We start from the raw sequence: 15,933 nt of genomic DNA on the forward strand, positions 1-15,933 counted from the left end.
CGCACGACCTTACGGAGTCCCGGCCCCGGCGGCCCGCCGGATCAGGTCCGCACGGCCCACCGTTGCTCGACCTTCGCCAGCCGCCAGTACCCGATGGCGGCCGCCCAGACGACGACGAACAGGCCCACGATGATGAACCCGACGTTGTCCAGGTCGAGCCCCGCTATCCAGCCGGTCACCGAGTCCCGCAGGTCGAGCTTGTCGTGCAGGACGCCCACGAGCTCGATGGTGCCGATCAGGAACGCGACGGCGATCGACAGGCCGGTGATGGCCAGGTTGTAGAACACCTTGCGCACCGGGTTCGAGAACGCCCACTGGTACGCGAAGTTCATGAACGTCCCGTCCAGGGTGTCGAACAGGCTCATACCGGCGGCGAACAGGAGCGGCAGGCACAGGATCGCGTACCAGGGCAGTCCGGCCGCCGCGCCGCTGCCCGCCATCACCATCAGCGTGACCTCGGTCGCCGTGTCGAAGCCGAGGCCGAAGAGGAAGCCGAGCGGGTACATCTGGCCCGGGCGGGTGATGGACTTGGTGAACCGGCCGAGGACCCGGTTCATGAACCCCCGTGAATCCAGGTGCTGTTCGAGCTCCGCCTCGTCGTACGAGCCCGCGCGCATCGCCCGGAACACCCGCAGGATCCCCACCAGGGCGACGAGGTTGAGCGCCGCGATGAGGTAGAGGAAGGACCCGGAGATGGTGGTGCCCATGACGCCGAGCGTCTGATGGGTGGCGGACCCCTCGTTCATGATCCGCCCGGCGAGCTGGGTGCCTCCGGCGATCAGCGCGGCGAGCACGACCACGACGCTGGAGTGGCCGAGCGCGAACCAGAACCCCACCGACACCGGGCGCTTGCCGTCGGCCATCAGTTTGCGGGTGGTGTTGTCGATCGCGGCGATGTGGTCCGCGTCGAACGCGTGCCGCATCCCCAGGGTGTACGCGGTGACGCCGAGGCCGATGCCGAAGGCCTTCGACCCCACCTCGTAGTGCTCCGGCACGACGAGCAGGAACAGCACGCCGAACGCGACGACATGGAGTGCGGCGATCACCGCGAGGAGCCCGGCGGTGCGGACGGTGTCCTCGCGCCGCCAGTGGAACGCGTCGCGTCCGGTCGCCGGGGACTTTACGGGCAGGGCCATGCGGTCACGCTCCAACACCTCGTGGAATCACTTCGTGAGATGCCGTGGCCGGTCTCCTGGCTGACGGGTGTCCGCGTCCGCCCCTGCCTTCCCAGCTGCGCGCGGCAGCCAGTGGCGTAGTGGGGCAAGGCGTCCCGAGTCGTCTCGTTGCCGAGGGACCCGGGGCCCGATCACAGTGGCGAGGGCCGCTTCGGTCTGAGTCCTTTGAGGGACCGTCACCGAATTCCCGAGCACCACGGCCCGCCCACAGTAGAGGCCGGTCGGCGACGCCTGCAAGGCTGCACAGCTGCGTAGGTGTGCGCGGGTATTCAAGATCACATCGGTGGCTGCGAGGATAGGGCCATGCATCTCGTCCCTGCCGAGCGCGCCGACCGCCGCACGATCGACGGCCACCGGGTCTGCGAAGCCATCGCCGCCATCGGTGAGCCAGGACATGTCCGCGCCTGGGCCGACCGGTTCTCCCTGCTCGCCGATCCCCGCCGCCTCGCGCTGCTCCTCGCGCTGTACCGGGCGGGGCCGCTGGCCGTGTCGGATCTCGCCGTCGCGACGGGCATGAACGACCCGGCGGTCTCGCAGGCGCTGCGGCTGCTGCGCGCGGCCGGAGTGGTCGAGGGGGAGAAGGAGGGCAGGATCGTGCGTTACCGCGTCGTCGACGCGGCGACCGCGGACCTTCTCGAGCACTGCGCGACGGACGGCGCGCACTGACACGTGCGCGCCGTCGTGGCCGGCTGCTCTGTCCTTCAGCGGGTTCTTGCGAGGAACCCCGGTCGTTCGCGCCCGGGAGGAATCGCATCCACGGGGTGCGACGCGGAGCGTCGCCGTGACGTGCCGCAGGCCATCACGGCCGCGGAGCGGCCGGGGGCGTTCCGGCGGAGCCGGGCTACGGCGGTGTGCGCGGGCAGGGGCGGGGCAGGTTTCGCTCGCTCGGGTGAGGTGGGGCGAACGTGTGGTGGGGCTTCGTCCAGGTGTATAGGTTCGCTGATCGTGAAGCTGGTGGTGCGGGTGAAGCTGCTGCCGACGCCCGTACAGGCGGCGGCACTTGAGGCCACCCTGCACGCCTGCAACCAAGCGGCGACCTGGGCGGCCGAGGTTGCATTCGAGGAGAACGCGCGACGTCCACTGGAGCTCCGCAAGCACACCTACGCCGAGATCCGGGCCAGGTGGCAACTGGGCGCGCAGGCCGCCCAGCACGCCATCAAGAAGACCTGCGATGCCTACACCACCTTGAAGGCGAACCTGCGCAACGGTCGTTACGGGCGGCCCGGGACCAAGCGGCACACTCGCGCCTCGGGCAAGCCAGTCGTCTTCCGGCCCCAGGCGGCGCAGCCTTACGACGACCGGATGCTGTCCTGGCAGCACCAGGCACGCACGGTATCGATCTGGTCCATGGCGGGCCGGCTGAAGGGCGTGGCGTTCACCGGGCAGGCCGGGCAGCTGGAGGTCCTGGCTGCGCACCGCCAGGGTGAGTCCGACCTGGTGTGCCAGGGCGGGAAGTGGTTCTTGATCGCGACCTGCGAGATCGCCGAAGCCGCCACGAACGCCCACCCGGTCGGGTTCCTCGGGGTGGACCTGGGGATCGTGAACATCGCGGTCACCTCCGACGGGGCCCGACACTGCGGTCGCCGCGTCAACCGCAAGCGGGAACGGGATCGCAAGCTGCGTTCCAAGCTGCAGAAGAAGCACACCAAGTCCGCCAAGCGGCGGGCGAAGAGGCATGCGGGCAAGGAAGCCCGGCGCGCCAAGGACATCAACCACAAGATCAGCAAGCGGATCGTGGCGGAGGCTGAACGCACCGGTCGCGGGATCGCCCTGGAGACACTCACGGGCATCCGCGAGCGGGCACGGCTGAGAAAGCCCCAACGCACCACGCTCCACTCCTGGCCCTTCGCCCAGCTCGGCTCGTTCATCGGCTACAAGGCGAAGCGGGCCGGGGTGCCGGTCGTCTACGTCGATCCGGCATACACCAGCCAGGAATGCTCCCAGTGCCATCACACCGCACGCGGCAACCGGCCCTCCCAGGCCCGGTTCGCGTGCAGGTCCTGCGGCTTCGTTGAGCACGCGGACTACAACGCGTCCCACAACATCGCCCACCGCGGGTGGTACGTGTGGGTCTGCGGGGCTCAGTCAACGGCCCCCGAACTCACCCTCATAGCGTGAGTCCTGGACGCAGCCGAACCCATCACAGCCAGTGATGACTCGAGCAGCAAGCCCGGTCGTTTCATGACCGGGCAGTTGACTCCCGTTGGCCGTTGGCCCGGCGGCGCGCGGCGGCGATCTCCGCGTACGTGAGGTCGCGCCCCTCCCAGTGCGAGCCCTCGGCGGACTTGCCGGGCTCCAGGTCCTTGTAGACCTCGAAGAAGTGCGTGATCTCCAGGCGGTCGAACTCGGGGATGTCCTCGATGTCCTGCACGGAGGTATGGCGCGGATCGTGCGCGGGCACGCACAGGACCTTCTCGTCCATGCCCTTCTCGTCCCGCATCACGAACATGCCGATCGCGCGGCACTCGACGGTGCAGCCGGGGAACGTCGGATCGCCCACCAGGACGAGCGCGTCGAGCGGATCGCCGTCGCGCCCGAGCGTGTCCTCGATGTATCCGTAGTCCGCGGGGTACTGGGTGGAGGTGAACAGCATCCGGTCGAGCCTGATCCGGCCGACGGAATGGTCCATCTCGTACTTGTTGCGGGAGCCTTGGGGGATCTCCACGGTGACGTCGAACGCGTGGACCGCGTCGGTGCCGTGGGCTGCGTCGGTGTGTCGGACCTCGTTGTCCAAGCCGGCCTCCTCGTCCACCCCGAGTGTCCTCCCGGGAGTGCGGGCGCGTCAGCCTATCGGGAACTCCAATTCGGGCCTGTCCCACATCACGGCCGGCGGGTTGGCGGCGGCCGTGCCGGTGGGTACGGCCCCCACGCTGCGGTAGAAGCCCTCGGCGGGCGGGTGCGAGACCACGCGGACCGAGGTGAGTCCCGCCGCGCGCGCCTCGTCCTTCATATGGCTGACGAGCAGCCGGCCGATGCCGAGTCCCTGCGCCGCGTCGGCGACGAACATCAGGTCGAGCTCCGGAGGCACCAGCGTGAGCGCGTAGAAACCGAGCACCAGGTCATCGGCGCCGACCGCGACGAAGACGCGATGGGCCTCGATGTAGTCGGGCCCCACCCGGTAGCCGGCCACCATCGACGCGTACGGGGCCTCGTAGGCGCGCGACGTGCGGACGAGCCGGGTCAGCCGCTTGGCGTCACGGGCGGTCGCCCGGCGCACCCGGACCGTCCCGCCGTTCCCCGTGCTTCCCGCGGTGGTAATGCTCGAAGTCATAGTGAGAGTATTACGCATCCTGTCGCGCCGATCGACCCGGGGAGGTGCACGCCGGCCGCCGTCTCACGCGGTGGGAACGGTGGACTGCACCTGCCGCAGGAACGTCGCGTTGTCCGGTGTCTGCCGGATCCGCTCGACGAGCGTCTCGAGCCCCGCGTGTCCGTCCCGCGACTGAAGTGCCCGCCGCAGACCGCGCACGACCGCCAACTCGGCCTCAGGCAGGAGGAGTTCCTCGCGACGGGTGCCGGACTGGGTGAGGTCGACGGCGGGGTGGATCCGGCGCTCGGCGAGGCTGCGGTCGAGACGGATCTCCATGTTGCCCGTGCTCTTGAGCTCCTCGAAGAAGTAGTCGTCGGCGCGGGAGCCGGTGTCGACGAGCGCGGTGGCGAGGATGGTGAGCGAGCCGCCCTCCTCGGCGAGCCTCGCCGAGCCGAAGAACCGCTTGGGGCCGATCAGCGCGGAGGCGTCGACACCGCCGCTGAGCGTACGGCCGCCGGACGAGGCCGTGTTGTTGTGGGCGCGGCACAGGCGCGTCAGGGAGTCCAGGAGGATGACGACGTCACGGCCGTCCTCGACGAGCCGCTTGGCGCGCTCGACGGCGAGTTCGGCCAGCGCGATATGCGCCTTCGCGGGCTGGTCGAAGGTCGAGGCGAAGACCTCGCCGCGCACCGAGCGCCGCATGTCGGTGACCTCCTCCGGCCGTTCGTCGAGGAGCACCACCATCAGATGGGCCTCGGGGTGGTTCGTGGCGACGGACGCGGCGAGCTGCTGGAGCAGCACCGTCTTGCCGGTCTTGGGCGGCGCCACGATCAGCCCGCGCTGCCCCTTGCCGATGGGGGTGAACAGGTCGACGACGCGGGGCGTCACGCCGCCCTTCGCGGTTTCGAGACGCAGGCGCTGCCGCGGGTGCAGGGGAGTGAGCTCACCGAACTCGGGCCGCCCGCGCAGCTCCTGGACGGGGCGCCCGTTGACGCGCTCGACCGCGGCGAGGACACGCAGCCTGCCGCACGTCCCCTGGATCAAGTCGCCCTTGCGCAGGCCGAGTCGGCGGATCAGGGCGGTCGGAACCTGGACGTCGTGCGACGTCGGCAGGAGGTCGGCGAGGCGCAGGAACCCGGGCCCGTTGCCCGAGGTGTCGAGGACGCCCGCGGCCTGGACCGCGACCTCCTTCGGCTGCGTCGTGAACGCCTTTGTGGTGGTGGGGGGTTCGAGTGTGGTGGTCATCGGAATCGGTCCTTTCGAGGACGTTCGTACGAGAGCATGAGTGAGGTGGGATCCGGCGGGATCGGGGCGGTGACTGCACGCCCCGCGAGGCGGGCGGGCGAAGAGGCCCGTGAAAGCCCTGAGAAGCCTGTGGCCGGGAAGAAGCGATGCGGGGTACGGCGCGTCGGCGCCGCCTGGCGCATCGCTGACATCGATTCGACGAATCCCGCTGTAGCGGCGATTCGGAGAGGGAGACTGGCACCGGCGCCGAAGAGGCGGCTAGCACACGTGCCATTGGCACTGTAACACCCTGGGGGCGCCGTCCCGCAAGGGCTTACGTCACGGGCCGCGGTGCCGACCCGGCCCGGGAGCCCTGCTCGAACCCATCACCACAGCCCCTGCGGCCCCAGGCGCGGCCTATGCTGAGCCACGATGTTCGCACCCGAAGGCCCCACCGTCCGCGAGCTCGCCGTCCAGGCGCTGTCCTCCGTCGAGCACGGCTACGACCTGCTCGCCCCCAAGTTCGACCGCACGCCGTTCCGCACGCCCCGGTCGGTCCTCGCACCGGTCACCCGTGCCCTGCGCCGCATGGGCCCCTTCGAGCGCGGACTCGACCTGTGCTGCGGGACCGGCGCGGGGTTCGGCGTGCTGCGGCAGGTGTGCCGCGAGCGGCCCGTCGGGGTCGACATCAGCGCGGGCATGCTCACGGCGGGCCGCGCGGCCCACACGAGCGGCGCGGACCTGGTGCGCGCCGACGCCCTCGCGCTGCCCTTCGGGCCGGCCTTCGACCTGGTCGTCTGCTTCGGGGCGTTCGGCCACTTCCTGGCACGGCAGCGGCCCGCGCTGTTCGCCCAGGTCCACTCCGTGCTGAGGCCGGGCGGACGCTTCGCGTTCCCGGTGCCGGCTCCCGCGCGGCCCGGCTCCCGCGGCTACTGGTCGATGCTGGCCTTCGACGGCGCGATGCGGGTCCGCAACGCGCTGTGGCGGCCACCCTTCGTCATGTACTACCGCGGCTTCCGCCTCGGCGATGTACGGAGCGAGCTGGTCGCTGCCGGTTTCGACGTGGAGCTCCAGGCGCTGCCCGAACTCGGTGAGCGCTCCGACGGCAGCCCCCGGTGCCGCCTCCTGGTGGCCACGAAGACCGGCGCGCCCCGCTAAACGGCGGTCTCGGGCGCGCCGCCCGCCTGCCGTACGTCCTCGTGGAGATGCACGATCAGCCAGCGGCCGGCCGCGGGGTCCTTGCGCAGGACGGCCGTGTTCCGCAGCAGCTCGGGACGGAGCGGGGTGCCGTCCGGGCCGGGCGCGTATGCGACGCGCAGCCAGTAGCGCAGGACCGCTGTGTCACCGAAGACGTCGACGACCGGGTCGTACGGGCGAAGCCCGCTCCCCACGGGCCCGTCCTCGGACTCGGGCCGCTCGTCCCGCACCCGGTCCAGGTCCGGCTTGCCGAGCAGCAGCGGCTCGGCGGCCGGGTCCCAGATCGTCGCCTCCGGGTCGAGCCGGGCGTCGATCTGGGCGCGGTCCCCGGTGGCGTACGCCTCGTACATGCCGGTCACGACGGACCAGACGGCGGCCACGTCGCCGGGCGCCGCGCCCGGCCTGGCCAGTGCGGGGCGGGCGGACACGGCGGACTCGGGCATGAGGGATGCTCCTGGTCGGACGGGGGAGGCGCGCCGGGGCGACGCGGATGCCAGGCCACCGTAACGGGTCGTCGGTGACGGGTGACCGGTCGGGCCGCAGCGACAGACAGGTGGGCGGGGCTCCGACGCAGGCCCCAGGGGTGCGGCCGGTTCGCGGCCGGTGGAGTGGGCGGGTGGTGCGCTCAGTGCGTCGTGTCCTGCGGGAACGTCAGCTGGCCGCTCATCCACTGCATGGCCGGCGCGATCTCCCGCTGCCATGTCGTGAAGCGGTGGCTGCCGCGCGGCAGGATGATCTGGGCCGACGTCATGGGCGGCTTGACCGCGTGCAGGAACCTCATCGTGTCGCTGAAGTCCGTCTCGCCCGACCTGCTGCTGGCGGCGAGGACGGACACGCGCGGCACGGGCAGGTTCTCCAGGCGCCAGATCAGGTCGTGCTCGCGTTGTCGCTGGGCGGCGTGGGGACCCGAGCCGAAGAGGCTGCCTGTCGTCAGGTCGTCGCCGATCCTGTAGTCCGCCGACAGCGCGGCCGCCGACGTGTACACACCGGGGTGGCGCAGGGTGAGCTGGAGTGCGCACGTGCCGCCCGACGAGTATCCGAGGGCGCCCCACGCACTCGGGTCGTGGCCCACGCGGTACGCCCGCTTGAGCGCCTCAGGCAGGTCCTTCGTGAAGAACGTCTCGGCCCGCGGACCGCCCGGCACGTCCACGCACTCCGTGTCACGGGGCGGCGCGATCGTCGGGCGCACCATCACGATCACCGTCGGCTGCATCCTGTCCGCCCGCAGCAGCCGGTCCGCGGTCTGGGGGACCTGGAGGTACTGGGCGAGGTTCATGATGCCGCCCGGATAGCCGCTGATCGCGACCATCACGGGGAAGCGCTGGCGGTGGAACTGATTCTGGAAGTACTGCGGCGGCAGATACACGAAGGCCGGGTTCACTGCCCGGCTGCGCCGTCCGACGATCTTGACCGACTCGACCCGGCCGACCTGCGCCGCGGGCCCGTGCGGAATCCCCGTCACCCGATCGAGGCCCTGCGGCCCGGCGGGCTGCACCAGACCGCCGCGCACCGCGCCGACCGTGGTGTAGATGCCGCCGTGGCCGAGCGCCGTGACCTCGGCGGGCGCCTTGTCGACATGGCCGAGCAGCTCGTCCCACGAGCCGTAGAAGTCGAAGTTCGTGTTCACGGCGACGGCGAACGCGGTGAGGATCGTGAGCTGGGTCGCGCCGATCACGCCGAGTCGGCCGAGCACGGCGGCGGGCCCTCGCCGGGCGAGCCGTGGCCACACCCAGACCGTGAGCGCCACACACCCCAGGGCGGCCAGCACCGTCGCGTATTCGAGTGCCCGGCTCGTCAGGCCCATGGTTTCCTCAACTTTCAGCCGTCATCTGCGCTGTTCGGCAGTTTTCACCGGGAAAGAGGCGCGACGGCCGAGGAAGGTTTGCCGGCCACCGCGTTCTTACCGTGCTGTTGTGTCGCTCTTACTCCAGCGATGTGGAGCACTCCTACGCTCGGTCACTGTGAAACAACGCCCCGCCGCCGTGGCAGGTCACACGTGCCTGATCATCGGAATTCTGGACATCGCGTCGGCGATCTCCCCGCACATGCACGAGACCCGCATAGAGCGCATCGCGCCCTACGTGCCGGGCCTGGCCGAGGAGGTGGCGCGCGCCGCCGCGCTCGCCGCGGGGCTGCTGCTCGTCATGCTCGCCAGGGGCTTGCGCCGCCGTAAACGGCGCGCCTGGGAGGCGGCCGTGGGGCTGCTCGCGGTCAGCGCGCTCGTCCAGGGCGTGCGCCACCATGCCCTGATCCCCGCGACGGTCTCGGCCGTCCTGTGCGTCGTGCTCGTCGCCTACCGCGAGGAGTTCTACGCGCTCGGCGACCCGCGCGGCAGAACGCGAGCCCTGTGGAACCTCGTCGTCCTCGGCGGCAGCAGCTTCGGGCTCGGGCTCCTCGTCGTCGGCGTGCGCGCGAACCAGGAGGCGGGCCGCTCCATCGTGTTCACCGAACGGGTCCAGGAGGTCGCCTACGGCCTGTTCGGTGCGTCGGGCCCGATCGCGTACAGCAGCGACAAGGCCGCCGACATCGTCCAGTTCTCGTTGCTCGCGCTCGGTGTGGTCACCGCCGCCACCAGCGTCTATCTCGCCCTGCGGCCCGTCACCCTCCGCCCCGCCGACAGCGACGAACGGCTGCGTGCCCTCCTGGCCGACGAGGGCCGGCGCGACTCGCTCGGCTACTTCGCGCTGCGCGGCGACAAGAGCGTCCTCTTCTCGCCGTCCGGCAAGGCCGCCGTCGCCTACCGCGTGGTGTCCGGCGTCGCCCTGGCCGGTGGCGACCCCATCGGCGACTACGAGGCCTGGCCCGGCGCCATCAAGGAGTTCCTGCGGCAGTGCGCCCTGCACGCCTGGACCCCGGCCGTCATGGGGTGCAGTGAACTCGGCGGACAGGTGTGGGTCCGCGAGGGCGGCCTCAAGGCCCTGGAGCTGGGCGACGAGGCCATCGTCGACTGCGCGGCCTTCAGCCTCTCCGGACGCTCCATGCGCAACGTCCGGCAGATGGTCAACCGCATCGAACGCGCCGGCTACACCTGCCGCATGCAGCGCGTACGCGATCTGCCCGACGAGGAGAAGAAGCGGCTGCGCGAGGCCGCCGCCGCGTGGCGGGGCAGCGCCACCGAACGCGGGTTCTCCATGGCGCTCGGCCGGTTCGGCGACCCCGACGACGGGGACTGCGTCGTCGTCACCGCGCACCAGGACGACGAGGCGGGCAACGACCGCGTGCGCGCCCTGCTCCACTTCGTGCCCTGGGGCGAGGACGGTCTCTCCCTCGACCTGATGCGCCGCGACCGCACGGCCGAACCCGGCCTCAACGAACTCCTCATCGTGGCCGCCCTGCGGGGCGCGCCGGGGCTCGGAGTACGCCGTATGTCGCTGAACTTCGCGGTGTTCCGGGCCGCTCTCGCCCGCGGCGAACGCCTCGGCGCGGGACCGGTGCTGCGGGTGTGGCGGGGGCTGCTCGTGTTCCTGTCGCGCTGGTTCCAGATCGAGTCCCTGTACCGCTTCAACGCGAAGTTCCGCCCGGAGTGGGAGCCGCGCTTCGTCGTCTATCCCACGGTGCGCGAACTGCCGAGGATCAGCTGGGCCTGCCTCCAGGCGGAGGCGTTCGTCGTCCTGCCGCGCCCGGCGGAGCGGCTGCGTCAGCTGCTCAGGAGCCGGCCCGCCGCCCGCGAGGAGAAGCCGCAGCCGATGGAGGTCACCACCCCGTGACCAGCAGGTGGTTGATCAGCAGGGCGAGCACGGCCTGCGCGGTCAGCCACCCGCGGCGCCACCGCTCCGGCAGCAGAGCGGTGGCCGCGAGGAGCCAGACGGCGAACGGGAGCCAGATGCGCTCCGTCTCCGCCTTGCTCATGCCCGACAGATCGGCGGCCAGCAGGGCGAGCGCCGCGCCGAGGACGACAAGGGCGAGCCGCCCCTCCGGCTCCGCCCGGTCACGCAGGACACGTCCAGGGACCCGGCGCAGTCCCGCCACCGTGGCAAGGCCGACGATCAGCACGGTGCACGCGAGGTTGGCCCAGATCCAGTAGCCGTACGGCCGGATCCCGCCCGCTCCCTGGTAGTACCGCTCCGTCAGCAGGTGGTACGCCTCCCACCAGTTGAACCCGACGAGCGTGAACGCGACGGGCACGACGGCCGCTCCCACGGCGAACAGCGGCAGCGGCCGCACGGTCCGCGCCGTGAGCAGTGCGGCCGCCGCGACGAGGGCGATCAGCGTCAGCCCGTACGACAGATAGCAGGTGAGCCCGAACAGCAGTCCGCTGCCGAGGGCCGCCCAGCGGCTGCCGCGGGTGGCCGCCACCGCGAGGAGCGCCATCGACCACGCGGCGACCGCCGCGAAGTAGCCGTCGGCCGACGTGCCCATCCAGACCGCGGCCGGCGCGAGCGCCAGGAACGGCGCAGCGCGGCGCGCCGTCCGCTCGTCGGCGAGCGCGCGGACGGTGACGAGGACGGCGAGCGCCGCCGTGCACCCCACCGTGATGCACCACACCCCGGCCCACGCGCCGCCGCCGAGCCCGATCCGGTCCAGGCCGACGAAGGTCAGGGTCGCCGCGGGCGGATGCCCCGCGACATGGGGCGGCCAGTGGTCGGGGGAGTGCAGCAGGATGTGCCGCGTGAAGTCGCGCAGCGTCGCGCCGACGTCGTCGAACCGGTCGATGACCTGCAGATACTCGTACGAAGTGGTGAGGCGCCCGGCGATGCCCCGCTGCCAGCCGTCGATCAGCGCGAGCGAGAACGTCCACGCCGCCGACGCGGCCCACACGGCGGGCAGCAGCAGCCGCCACCGCAGCCGGGCGGCCACCACGGGCCCGTACGCGACGACCAGTACGGCGACCGAGATCGCCGCCGGGGTCCCCGGGCCCACATGTGGTTCCCAATGGCCGTACAAGGGAGCCCAGTTGACGTGCAGAGTGCCGTAGTGGTCCTGGATGTACCGGCCCACGAGGACGGCCGCCGTGACCAGGGCCACGGCGGCAGCGGCGGCAATCAGGTCACGGCGCGTCCCGGTGGAGGGTGGCGCGGTGCTGGGGGCGGCGGGGGGAGCTTCGACCTTCACATCCGGAACGCTAAGCGCCCGCACCGCCGATCGGTCGGCACCGCGAGGTGGCGTCACCGAACCGTCAGATCTTCCTGCGCCGATCCGCGGGCTGTGCGCAATACGGTCGGACCAGGTCGGCGGGCCCCCGCCGCGCACAGCCTGAAGGAACCACATGGGCGACTTCCCCCGCACTCTCCCCGATCCGTGGCGCAGCCCCCTGCGCGGCCCCCGCTTCACCGCGGTACTCGGCCTCGTCCTGCTCGTCGGGATGACCCTGCTCTTCCTGACCGGCCTCCTGTCATACGCCGCGTACAACCCGAACCTCGCGGCGGTCAACGACAAAACGCCCGACAAGGGGCTGCTCGGCTTCTATCTGTTCTCGTGGCCGACGGACCCGCACTGGCTGTACCGCCTCACTCAGGGACTGCACGTCACCGTGGGCATCACGCTCGTGCCCGTGCTGCTCGCCAAGCTGTGGTCGGTCGTGCCCAAACTGTTCGAGCTGCCACCCGTACGCTCCATCGGCCACGCCCTGGAACGTCTTTCGCTGCTCCTGCTCGTGGGCGGCGCGCTCTTCGAGTTCGTGACCGGCATCCTCAACGTGCAGCTCGACTACCTGTTCCCCGGCTCCTTCTACCCGCTCCACTTCTACGGCGCCTGGGTGTTCATCGGCGCGTTCGTCGTGCACGCCGTGCTGCGCGTACCGCAGGCGCTGCGTGTGCTGCGCGAGCGGAAGGCCGGACTGCCCGAGACGGGGGACCTGGTGGCGGCGAAGCCCGCCGAGCCCACCGTGTCGCGGCGCGGGGCGCTCGCCATGGTCGGCGGGGGTTCGCTCCTGCTGCTCGTCACGACGGCCGGCCAGAGCATCGGCGGGGTGTGGCGCCGCACCGCGCTGTTCGCCCCGCACGGCGGCTCCGACCCGGGCACGGGTCCCGGCCGCTTCCAGATCAACAAGACCGCCGCAGTGGCGGGCATCCGTACGGCCGACACCGGCGAGCCGTGGCGGCTCGTGGTCACCGGTCCGAAAGGCACCTCCCACCGGCTCACCCGTGACGATCTCCTCCGACTCCCGCAGCACACCTCGTCGTTGCCCATCGCCTGCGTCGAAGGCTGGTCCACGGACGACCAGCAATGGAGCGGCGTACGACTGCGGGACCTCGCTGTCCTCGCCGGGACCGACGGCGACGCCGACGTTTTCGTCGAATCCCTGCAACAGCGCGGCGCGTTCCGCAAGGCGGCCCTGCGGCACAATCAGGTGCACGACCCGCGCTCCCTGCTGGCCCTGCGCGTCAACGGAGCCGACCTCACCCTCGACCACGGATACCCGGCCCGCGTCATCGTGCCCGCGGCGCCGGGCGTCCTGAACACGAAGTGGGTCGCCCGCATGACGTTCGGAGCGCTGTGATGAACCGACGGAGTCGTTGGTACGGCGAGAGCCCGCTCCAACTCCTGCTCCTGGCCGCCTCGTTCGCCCTCGCGGGATATGCGGGCGTGCGGCTGCTCGAAGGCGACGTGTGGGCCGTGGCGATCTGGTTCGTCGGCGCGGCCCTCGTCCACGACCTGCTGCTCGTGCCGGCGTACTCGATCGCCGACCGCGCGGCGCGGACGGCGCTCGGCGACCGGAGCCGTACGGCGATGATCTACGTGCGCGTCCCCGCGTTCCTGTCGGGGCTGCTGTTCCTGGTGTGGTTCCCGCTGATCACGCGGGCGCGAGAGGACCACTACGTCCTCGTGACGGGGCATTCAGGGGAAGCGTTCCTGCCGCGGTGGCTGCTGCTGACGGCAGCGCTGTTCGCCGCGTCGGCCCTGTGGTTCGTGTCCGTTACGTTCCTTGCTCCCGCGTCGCCCTGGAGGCAGGCGCGCAGGGCGCGCCGTGAGGAGCGGGCGCGGGAGCGTGAACGGGAGCGTCAGCGGCGCAAGGAGACGAAGGAACGCCCGCCCTCGGACCACTGAGCGACCGACCGCCAGCCGAGCGGGCGCGCGTCGCGCAGCAGCGCGCGCGTGCCCACCCGGGCCCACGGGAACAGCGAGCCCGCGGCGCCCTGCCCGTCGTCCACCCGCACCTCCACTCGCTCGTCCATGTCGAGCGGAGCCGTCTCGGCGATCAACAGTCCACCGGGCGCGGTGAGTTCGGCGACCCGGGACAGCAGGGCCCCCGGGTCGCCGCCGATGCCGATGTTGCCGTCGAGAAGGAGTGCCGTCCCCCAACGGCCCTCGCCGGGCAGGGGGGCGAAGACGGACCGCTGCAGAGCGGCGCCGCCCAGGCGGACCGTCCGCGCGACCGCGGCCTCACTCACGTCGATGCCGAGCGCGCGGTGCCCGGCCGCGGCAAGTGCGGCGACGATGCGGCCCGGGCCGCAGCCGATGTCGAGGACAGCGCCCTCGCAGCGGCGCAGCGCCGAGAGGTCGGCCGTGTCGGCGACCGCGCACCAGCGCTCCACCTCGAGCGGCAGCAGCCATCCGTCCGCGCGCCGCAGGAACAGGGGGCCCCGCTCGTTGCGCACGGCGTCGGTGTAGGGGTCCGTACACCAGGCCGGTGCCGCCTCGCGCGCCGTGGTCATGAGCGGACCACCCGCGTCAGCCGCGCGTGCTCGGCGGCGAACCGGCCGTCCGGCGCGTCGGCCGCCACCAGGGCGGCGTCGTGGGCCGTGTCGACGTCCCGAAGGACCGGCAGGTCCCGTACGCGCAGCTCCGCATCCGTGAGCCGGGCCCGCTGGGCCGCACCCGTGTGCGCCGTCGACATCGGCACACCCCGCAGCAGTTCCGGATCGGGCTCGGCGAGCCCGAGCGCCCAGAACCCGCCGTCGTCGGCGGGCCCGAACCATGCGTCGCAGCCCCGCCAGGCGTCGGGCCCGAGAGCGGGCGCGAGCAGCGCGGGCGTCGCCTGAGGCGTGTCCATCCCGATCAGGACGGCCGGCCCGGTACACCCGGCGAACGCCGCTGCGAGCCGCTCGTCCAGACTTCCGCCGCACTGCGGGACCACGTCGATCCCGGGCGGCAGCCATGCTCCGGGCGCCCCGTCGAGCACCAGGACGCGACGCCGCGCGGGCGTGGCGAGCGCTGCGTGGAGTGTGTCGACGAGCGAGGCCTCGGCCAGGTGCGCGGCCTCCTCGGGTGTGAACGGCGGCGTGAGCCGCGTCTTGACCCGCCCCGGCACCGGGGACTTGGCGATGACGAGGAGCGTGGTGCCGTGCCGCCGCGCTGCGGGCGATCCGCCGGCGGTCACCGCGACGCCGCCTCTCCGCGCGCGGAGAGCGCCGTCCGCGGCTTCTCCGCGAGGACCCCGCGCATGTCACGTACCGCCTGCCAGGTGCCCCGCCAGGTGCCCGTGACCTTGGACTTTCCCGTACGGGGTCGGTAGGGCACCGGGCGCTCCTCGATGTGCCAGCCCGCGTCGGCGGCCCGGACGACCATCTGGAGGGGGTAGCCGCTGCGACGGTCCGTGAGGTCCAGGCCGAGAAGGGATGTGCGGCGTGCGGCCCGCAGCGGGCCCAGGTCGTGCAGCCGCAGTCCGGTGCGCCGGCGCAGCATCCCCGCCAGCGCGAGGTTCCCGGCGCGCGCGTGCACGGGGAAGGCGCCACGGCCCTGCGGCCTGCGCCGGCCGAGCACGAGATCGGCCCGGCCCTCGATGACGTCCTCGACGAACGTCGTCAGCAGAGCCGGATCGAGCGACGCGTCGCAGTCGCAGAAGCAGACCACTTCCGCGTCGGACGCCAGCAGGCCCGCGTGGCAGGCGGCCCCGAAGCCGCGCCGGGGCTCCGTCACCACGGTCGCGCCCAGGGAACGGGCGATGTCGGGGGAGCCGTCGGTGGACCCGTTGTCCACGACGAGTGCCCGCCAACCGTCCGGGATGCGAGCCAGCACCCACGGCAGCGCGGCGGCCTCGTCGAGGCAGGGCAGCACGACATCGACCGAGGGGGCCAGGTCGCGGAGGGAGGGGAAGTCAGGGGGGATCACAGTGTCACCCTACGAATCCAAACCGGACATTTCGGCTCTCAGCTCCTTACGAAACGCGGACGTCGGACGCGGACGGCCCCTCCGGTGCCTCCGATC

At 71.9% G+C, this 15,933-nt stretch carries 15 protein-coding genes, 1 pseudogene and 1 riboswitch; of the genes and pseudogenes, 6 read left to right on the forward strand and 10 right to left on the reverse strand.

Annotation, left to right across the window (positions count from 1 at the left end; genetic code table 11):
- Nucleotides 1-41 precede the first annotated feature (41 nt).
- Nucleotides 42-1,136 carry a HoxN/HupN/NixA family nickel/cobalt transporter gene (locus tag OG574_RS40380; protein ID WP_326777220.1) on the reverse strand — a complete coding sequence of 365 codons (1,095 nt, stop codon included), beginning with the start codon at nt 1,134-1,136 and terminating at the stop codon, nt 42-44.
- Nucleotides 1,137-1,165: 29 nt separating this feature from the next.
- Nucleotides 1,166-1,389: riboswitch (cobalamin riboswitch) on the reverse strand.
- A gap of 89 nt (nt 1,390-1,478) precedes the next feature.
- Here OG574_RS40380 and OG574_RS40385 point away from each other — a divergent pair.
- Together OG574_RS40385 and OG574_RS40390 are read left to right on the forward strand one after the other, a co-directional pair.
- Nucleotides 1,479-1,841 carry an ArsR/SmtB family transcription factor gene (locus tag OG574_RS40385; RefSeq protein WP_100597286.1) on the forward strand — a complete coding sequence of 121 codons (363 nt, stop codon included), beginning with the start codon at nt 1,479-1,481 and terminating at the stop codon, nt 1,839-1,841.
- A 279-nt stretch (nt 1,842-2,120) separates the two neighbouring features.
- Nucleotides 2,121-3,293 (forward strand): RNA-guided endonuclease InsQ/TnpB family protein, encoded by a 1,173-nt coding sequence (locus tag OG574_RS40390; RefSeq protein ID WP_326777221.1) that lies wholly within the window; start codon nt 2,121-2,123, stop codon nt 3,291-3,293.
- A gap of 61 nt (nt 3,294-3,354) precedes the next feature.
- Here the strand turns inward: OG574_RS40390 and OG574_RS40395 are convergent, their stop codons facing one another.
- From OG574_RS40395 to rho, 3 genes are all read right to left on the reverse strand, one after another.
- Nucleotides 3,355-3,909, reverse strand: a complete 555-nt coding sequence (locus OG574_RS40395) for an inorganic diphosphatase (protein ID WP_326777222.1) — start codon at nt 3,907-3,909, stop codon at nt 3,355-3,357.
- 48 nt (nt 3,910-3,957) lie between these two features.
- A complete protein-coding gene (locus tag OG574_RS40400; RefSeq protein ID WP_100597287.1) occupies nt 3,958-4,446 on the reverse strand; it encodes a GNAT family N-acetyltransferase in 489 nt (162 codons plus the stop codon).
- 63 nt (nt 4,447-4,509) lie between these two features.
- Nucleotides 4,510-5,670, reverse strand: coding sequence for a transcription termination factor Rho (rho, locus tag OG574_RS40405; protein ID WP_326777223.1), 1,161 nt, complete (start codon nt 5,668-5,670; stop codon nt 4,510-4,512).
- A 411-nt stretch (nt 5,671-6,081) separates the two neighbouring features.
- Between rho and OG574_RS40410 the strand changes: the two genes are divergently transcribed.
- Nucleotides 6,082-6,807 (forward strand): class I SAM-dependent methyltransferase, encoded by a 726-nt coding sequence (locus OG574_RS40410; RefSeq protein WP_326777224.1) that lies wholly within the window; start codon nt 6,082-6,084, stop codon nt 6,805-6,807.
- Here the strand turns inward: OG574_RS40410 and OG574_RS40415 are convergent.
- Nucleotides 6,804-7,289, reverse strand: coding sequence for a DUF4440 domain-containing protein (locus OG574_RS40415; protein WP_326777225.1), 486 nt, complete (start codon nt 7,287-7,289; stop codon nt 6,804-6,806). The genes OG574_RS40410 and OG574_RS40415 overlap by 4 nt on opposite strands.
- Nucleotides 7,290-7,471: 182 nt before the next feature.
- Nucleotides 7,472-8,650 (reverse strand): alpha/beta hydrolase, encoded by a 1,179-nt coding sequence (locus OG574_RS40420; protein WP_326777226.1) that lies wholly within the window; start codon nt 8,648-8,650, stop codon nt 7,472-7,474.
- A 157-nt stretch (nt 8,651-8,807) separates the two neighbouring features.
- Between OG574_RS40420 and OG574_RS40425 the strand changes: the two genes are divergently transcribed.
- On the forward strand, nt 8,808-10,553 hold the full coding sequence (locus OG574_RS40425; protein ID WP_442816877.1) for a phosphatidylglycerol lysyltransferase domain-containing protein: 1,746 nt from the start codon (nt 8,808-8,810) through the stop codon (nt 10,551-10,553).
- Here the strand turns inward: OG574_RS40425 and OG574_RS40430 are convergent.
- Nucleotides 10,540-11,898 (reverse strand): hypothetical protein, encoded by a 1,359-nt coding sequence (locus OG574_RS40430; protein ID WP_326777227.1) that lies wholly within the window; start codon nt 11,896-11,898, stop codon nt 10,540-10,542. The genes OG574_RS40425 and OG574_RS40430 overlap by 14 nt on opposite strands.
- Nucleotides 11,899-12,052: 154 nt before the next feature.
- On the opposite strand from OG574_RS40430, the gene OG574_RS40435 reads away from it, so the two are divergent.
- Nucleotides 12,053-13,285 carry a molybdopterin-dependent oxidoreductase gene (locus tag OG574_RS40435; RefSeq protein ID WP_326777228.1) on the forward strand — a complete coding sequence of 411 codons (1,233 nt, stop codon included), beginning with the start codon at nt 12,053-12,055 and terminating at the stop codon, nt 13,283-13,285.
- Nucleotides 13,285-13,833, forward strand: coding sequence for a hypothetical protein (locus tag OG574_RS40440; protein WP_326777229.1), 549 nt, complete (start codon nt 13,285-13,287; stop codon nt 13,831-13,833). The genes OG574_RS40435 and OG574_RS40440 overlap by 1 nt, the downstream gene beginning before the upstream one ends.
- Here the strand turns inward: OG574_RS40440 and OG574_RS40445 are convergent.
- The 3 genes and pseudogenes from OG574_RS40445 to OG574_RS40455 form a co-directional block, all read right to left on the reverse strand.
- Nucleotides 13,791-14,441: pseudogene (locus tag OG574_RS40445) on the reverse strand (class I SAM-dependent methyltransferase); the annotation flags it as partial. The gene OG574_RS40440 and the pseudogene OG574_RS40445 sit on opposite strands and share 43 nt — an antisense overlap.
- Complete coding sequence (locus OG574_RS40450) at nt 14,438-15,106, reverse strand: TIGR04282 family arsenosugar biosynthesis glycosyltransferase (RefSeq protein ID WP_326777231.1); 669 nt, start codon at nt 15,104-15,106, stop codon at nt 14,438-14,440. The gene OG574_RS40450 and the pseudogene OG574_RS40445, both read right to left, overlap by 4 nt.
- A complete protein-coding gene (locus tag OG574_RS40455; RefSeq protein WP_326777232.1) occupies nt 15,103-15,837 on the reverse strand; it encodes a glycosyltransferase family 2 protein in 735 nt (244 codons plus the stop codon). Before OG574_RS40455 ends, OG574_RS40450 begins: the two co-directional genes overlap by 4 nt.
- Nucleotides 15,838-15,933 lie beyond the last annotated feature (96 nt).

The organism is Streptomyces sp. NBC_01445 (assembly GCF_035918235.1).
In the GTDB taxonomy this organism is placed as follows: domain Bacteria; phylum Actinomycetota; class Actinomycetes; order Streptomycetales; family Streptomycetaceae; genus Streptomyces.

What these genes read in the sequence shown, in the direction of transcription:
- OG574_RS40380 (WP_326777220.1), bottom strand. Translation starts at nt 1,136, where the DNA reads ATGGCCCTGCCCGTAAAGTCCCCGGCGACCGGACGCGACGCGTTCCAC.
- OG574_RS40385 (WP_100597286.1), top strand. Translation starts at nt 1,479, where the DNA reads ATGCATCTCGTCCCTGCCGAGCGCGCCGACCGCCGCACGATCGACGGC.
- OG574_RS40400 (WP_100597287.1), bottom strand. Translation starts at nt 4,446, where the DNA reads ATGACTTCGAGCATTACCACCGCGGGAAGCACGGGGAACGGCGGGACG.
- rho (WP_326777223.1), bottom strand. Translation starts at nt 5,670, where the DNA reads ATGACCACCACACTCGAACCCCCCACCACCACAAAGGCGTTCACGACG.
- OG574_RS40410 (WP_326777224.1), top strand. Translation starts at nt 6,082, where the DNA reads ATGTTCGCACCCGAAGGCCCCACCGTCCGCGAGCTCGCCGTCCAGGCG.
- OG574_RS40415 (WP_326777225.1), bottom strand. Translation starts at nt 7,289, where the DNA reads ATGCCCGAGTCCGCCGTGTCCGCCCGCCCCGCACTGGCCAGGCCGGGC.
- OG574_RS40420 (WP_326777226.1), bottom strand. Translation starts at nt 8,650, where the DNA reads ATGGGCCTGACGAGCCGGGCACTCGAATACGCGACGGTGCTGGCCGCC.
- OG574_RS40435 (WP_326777228.1), top strand. Translation starts at nt 12,053, where the DNA reads ATGGGCGACTTCCCCCGCACTCTCCCCGATCCGTGGCGCAGCCCCCTG.
- OG574_RS40440 (WP_326777229.1), top strand. Translation starts at nt 13,285, where the DNA reads ATGAACCGACGGAGTCGTTGGTACGGCGAGAGCCCGCTCCAACTCCTG.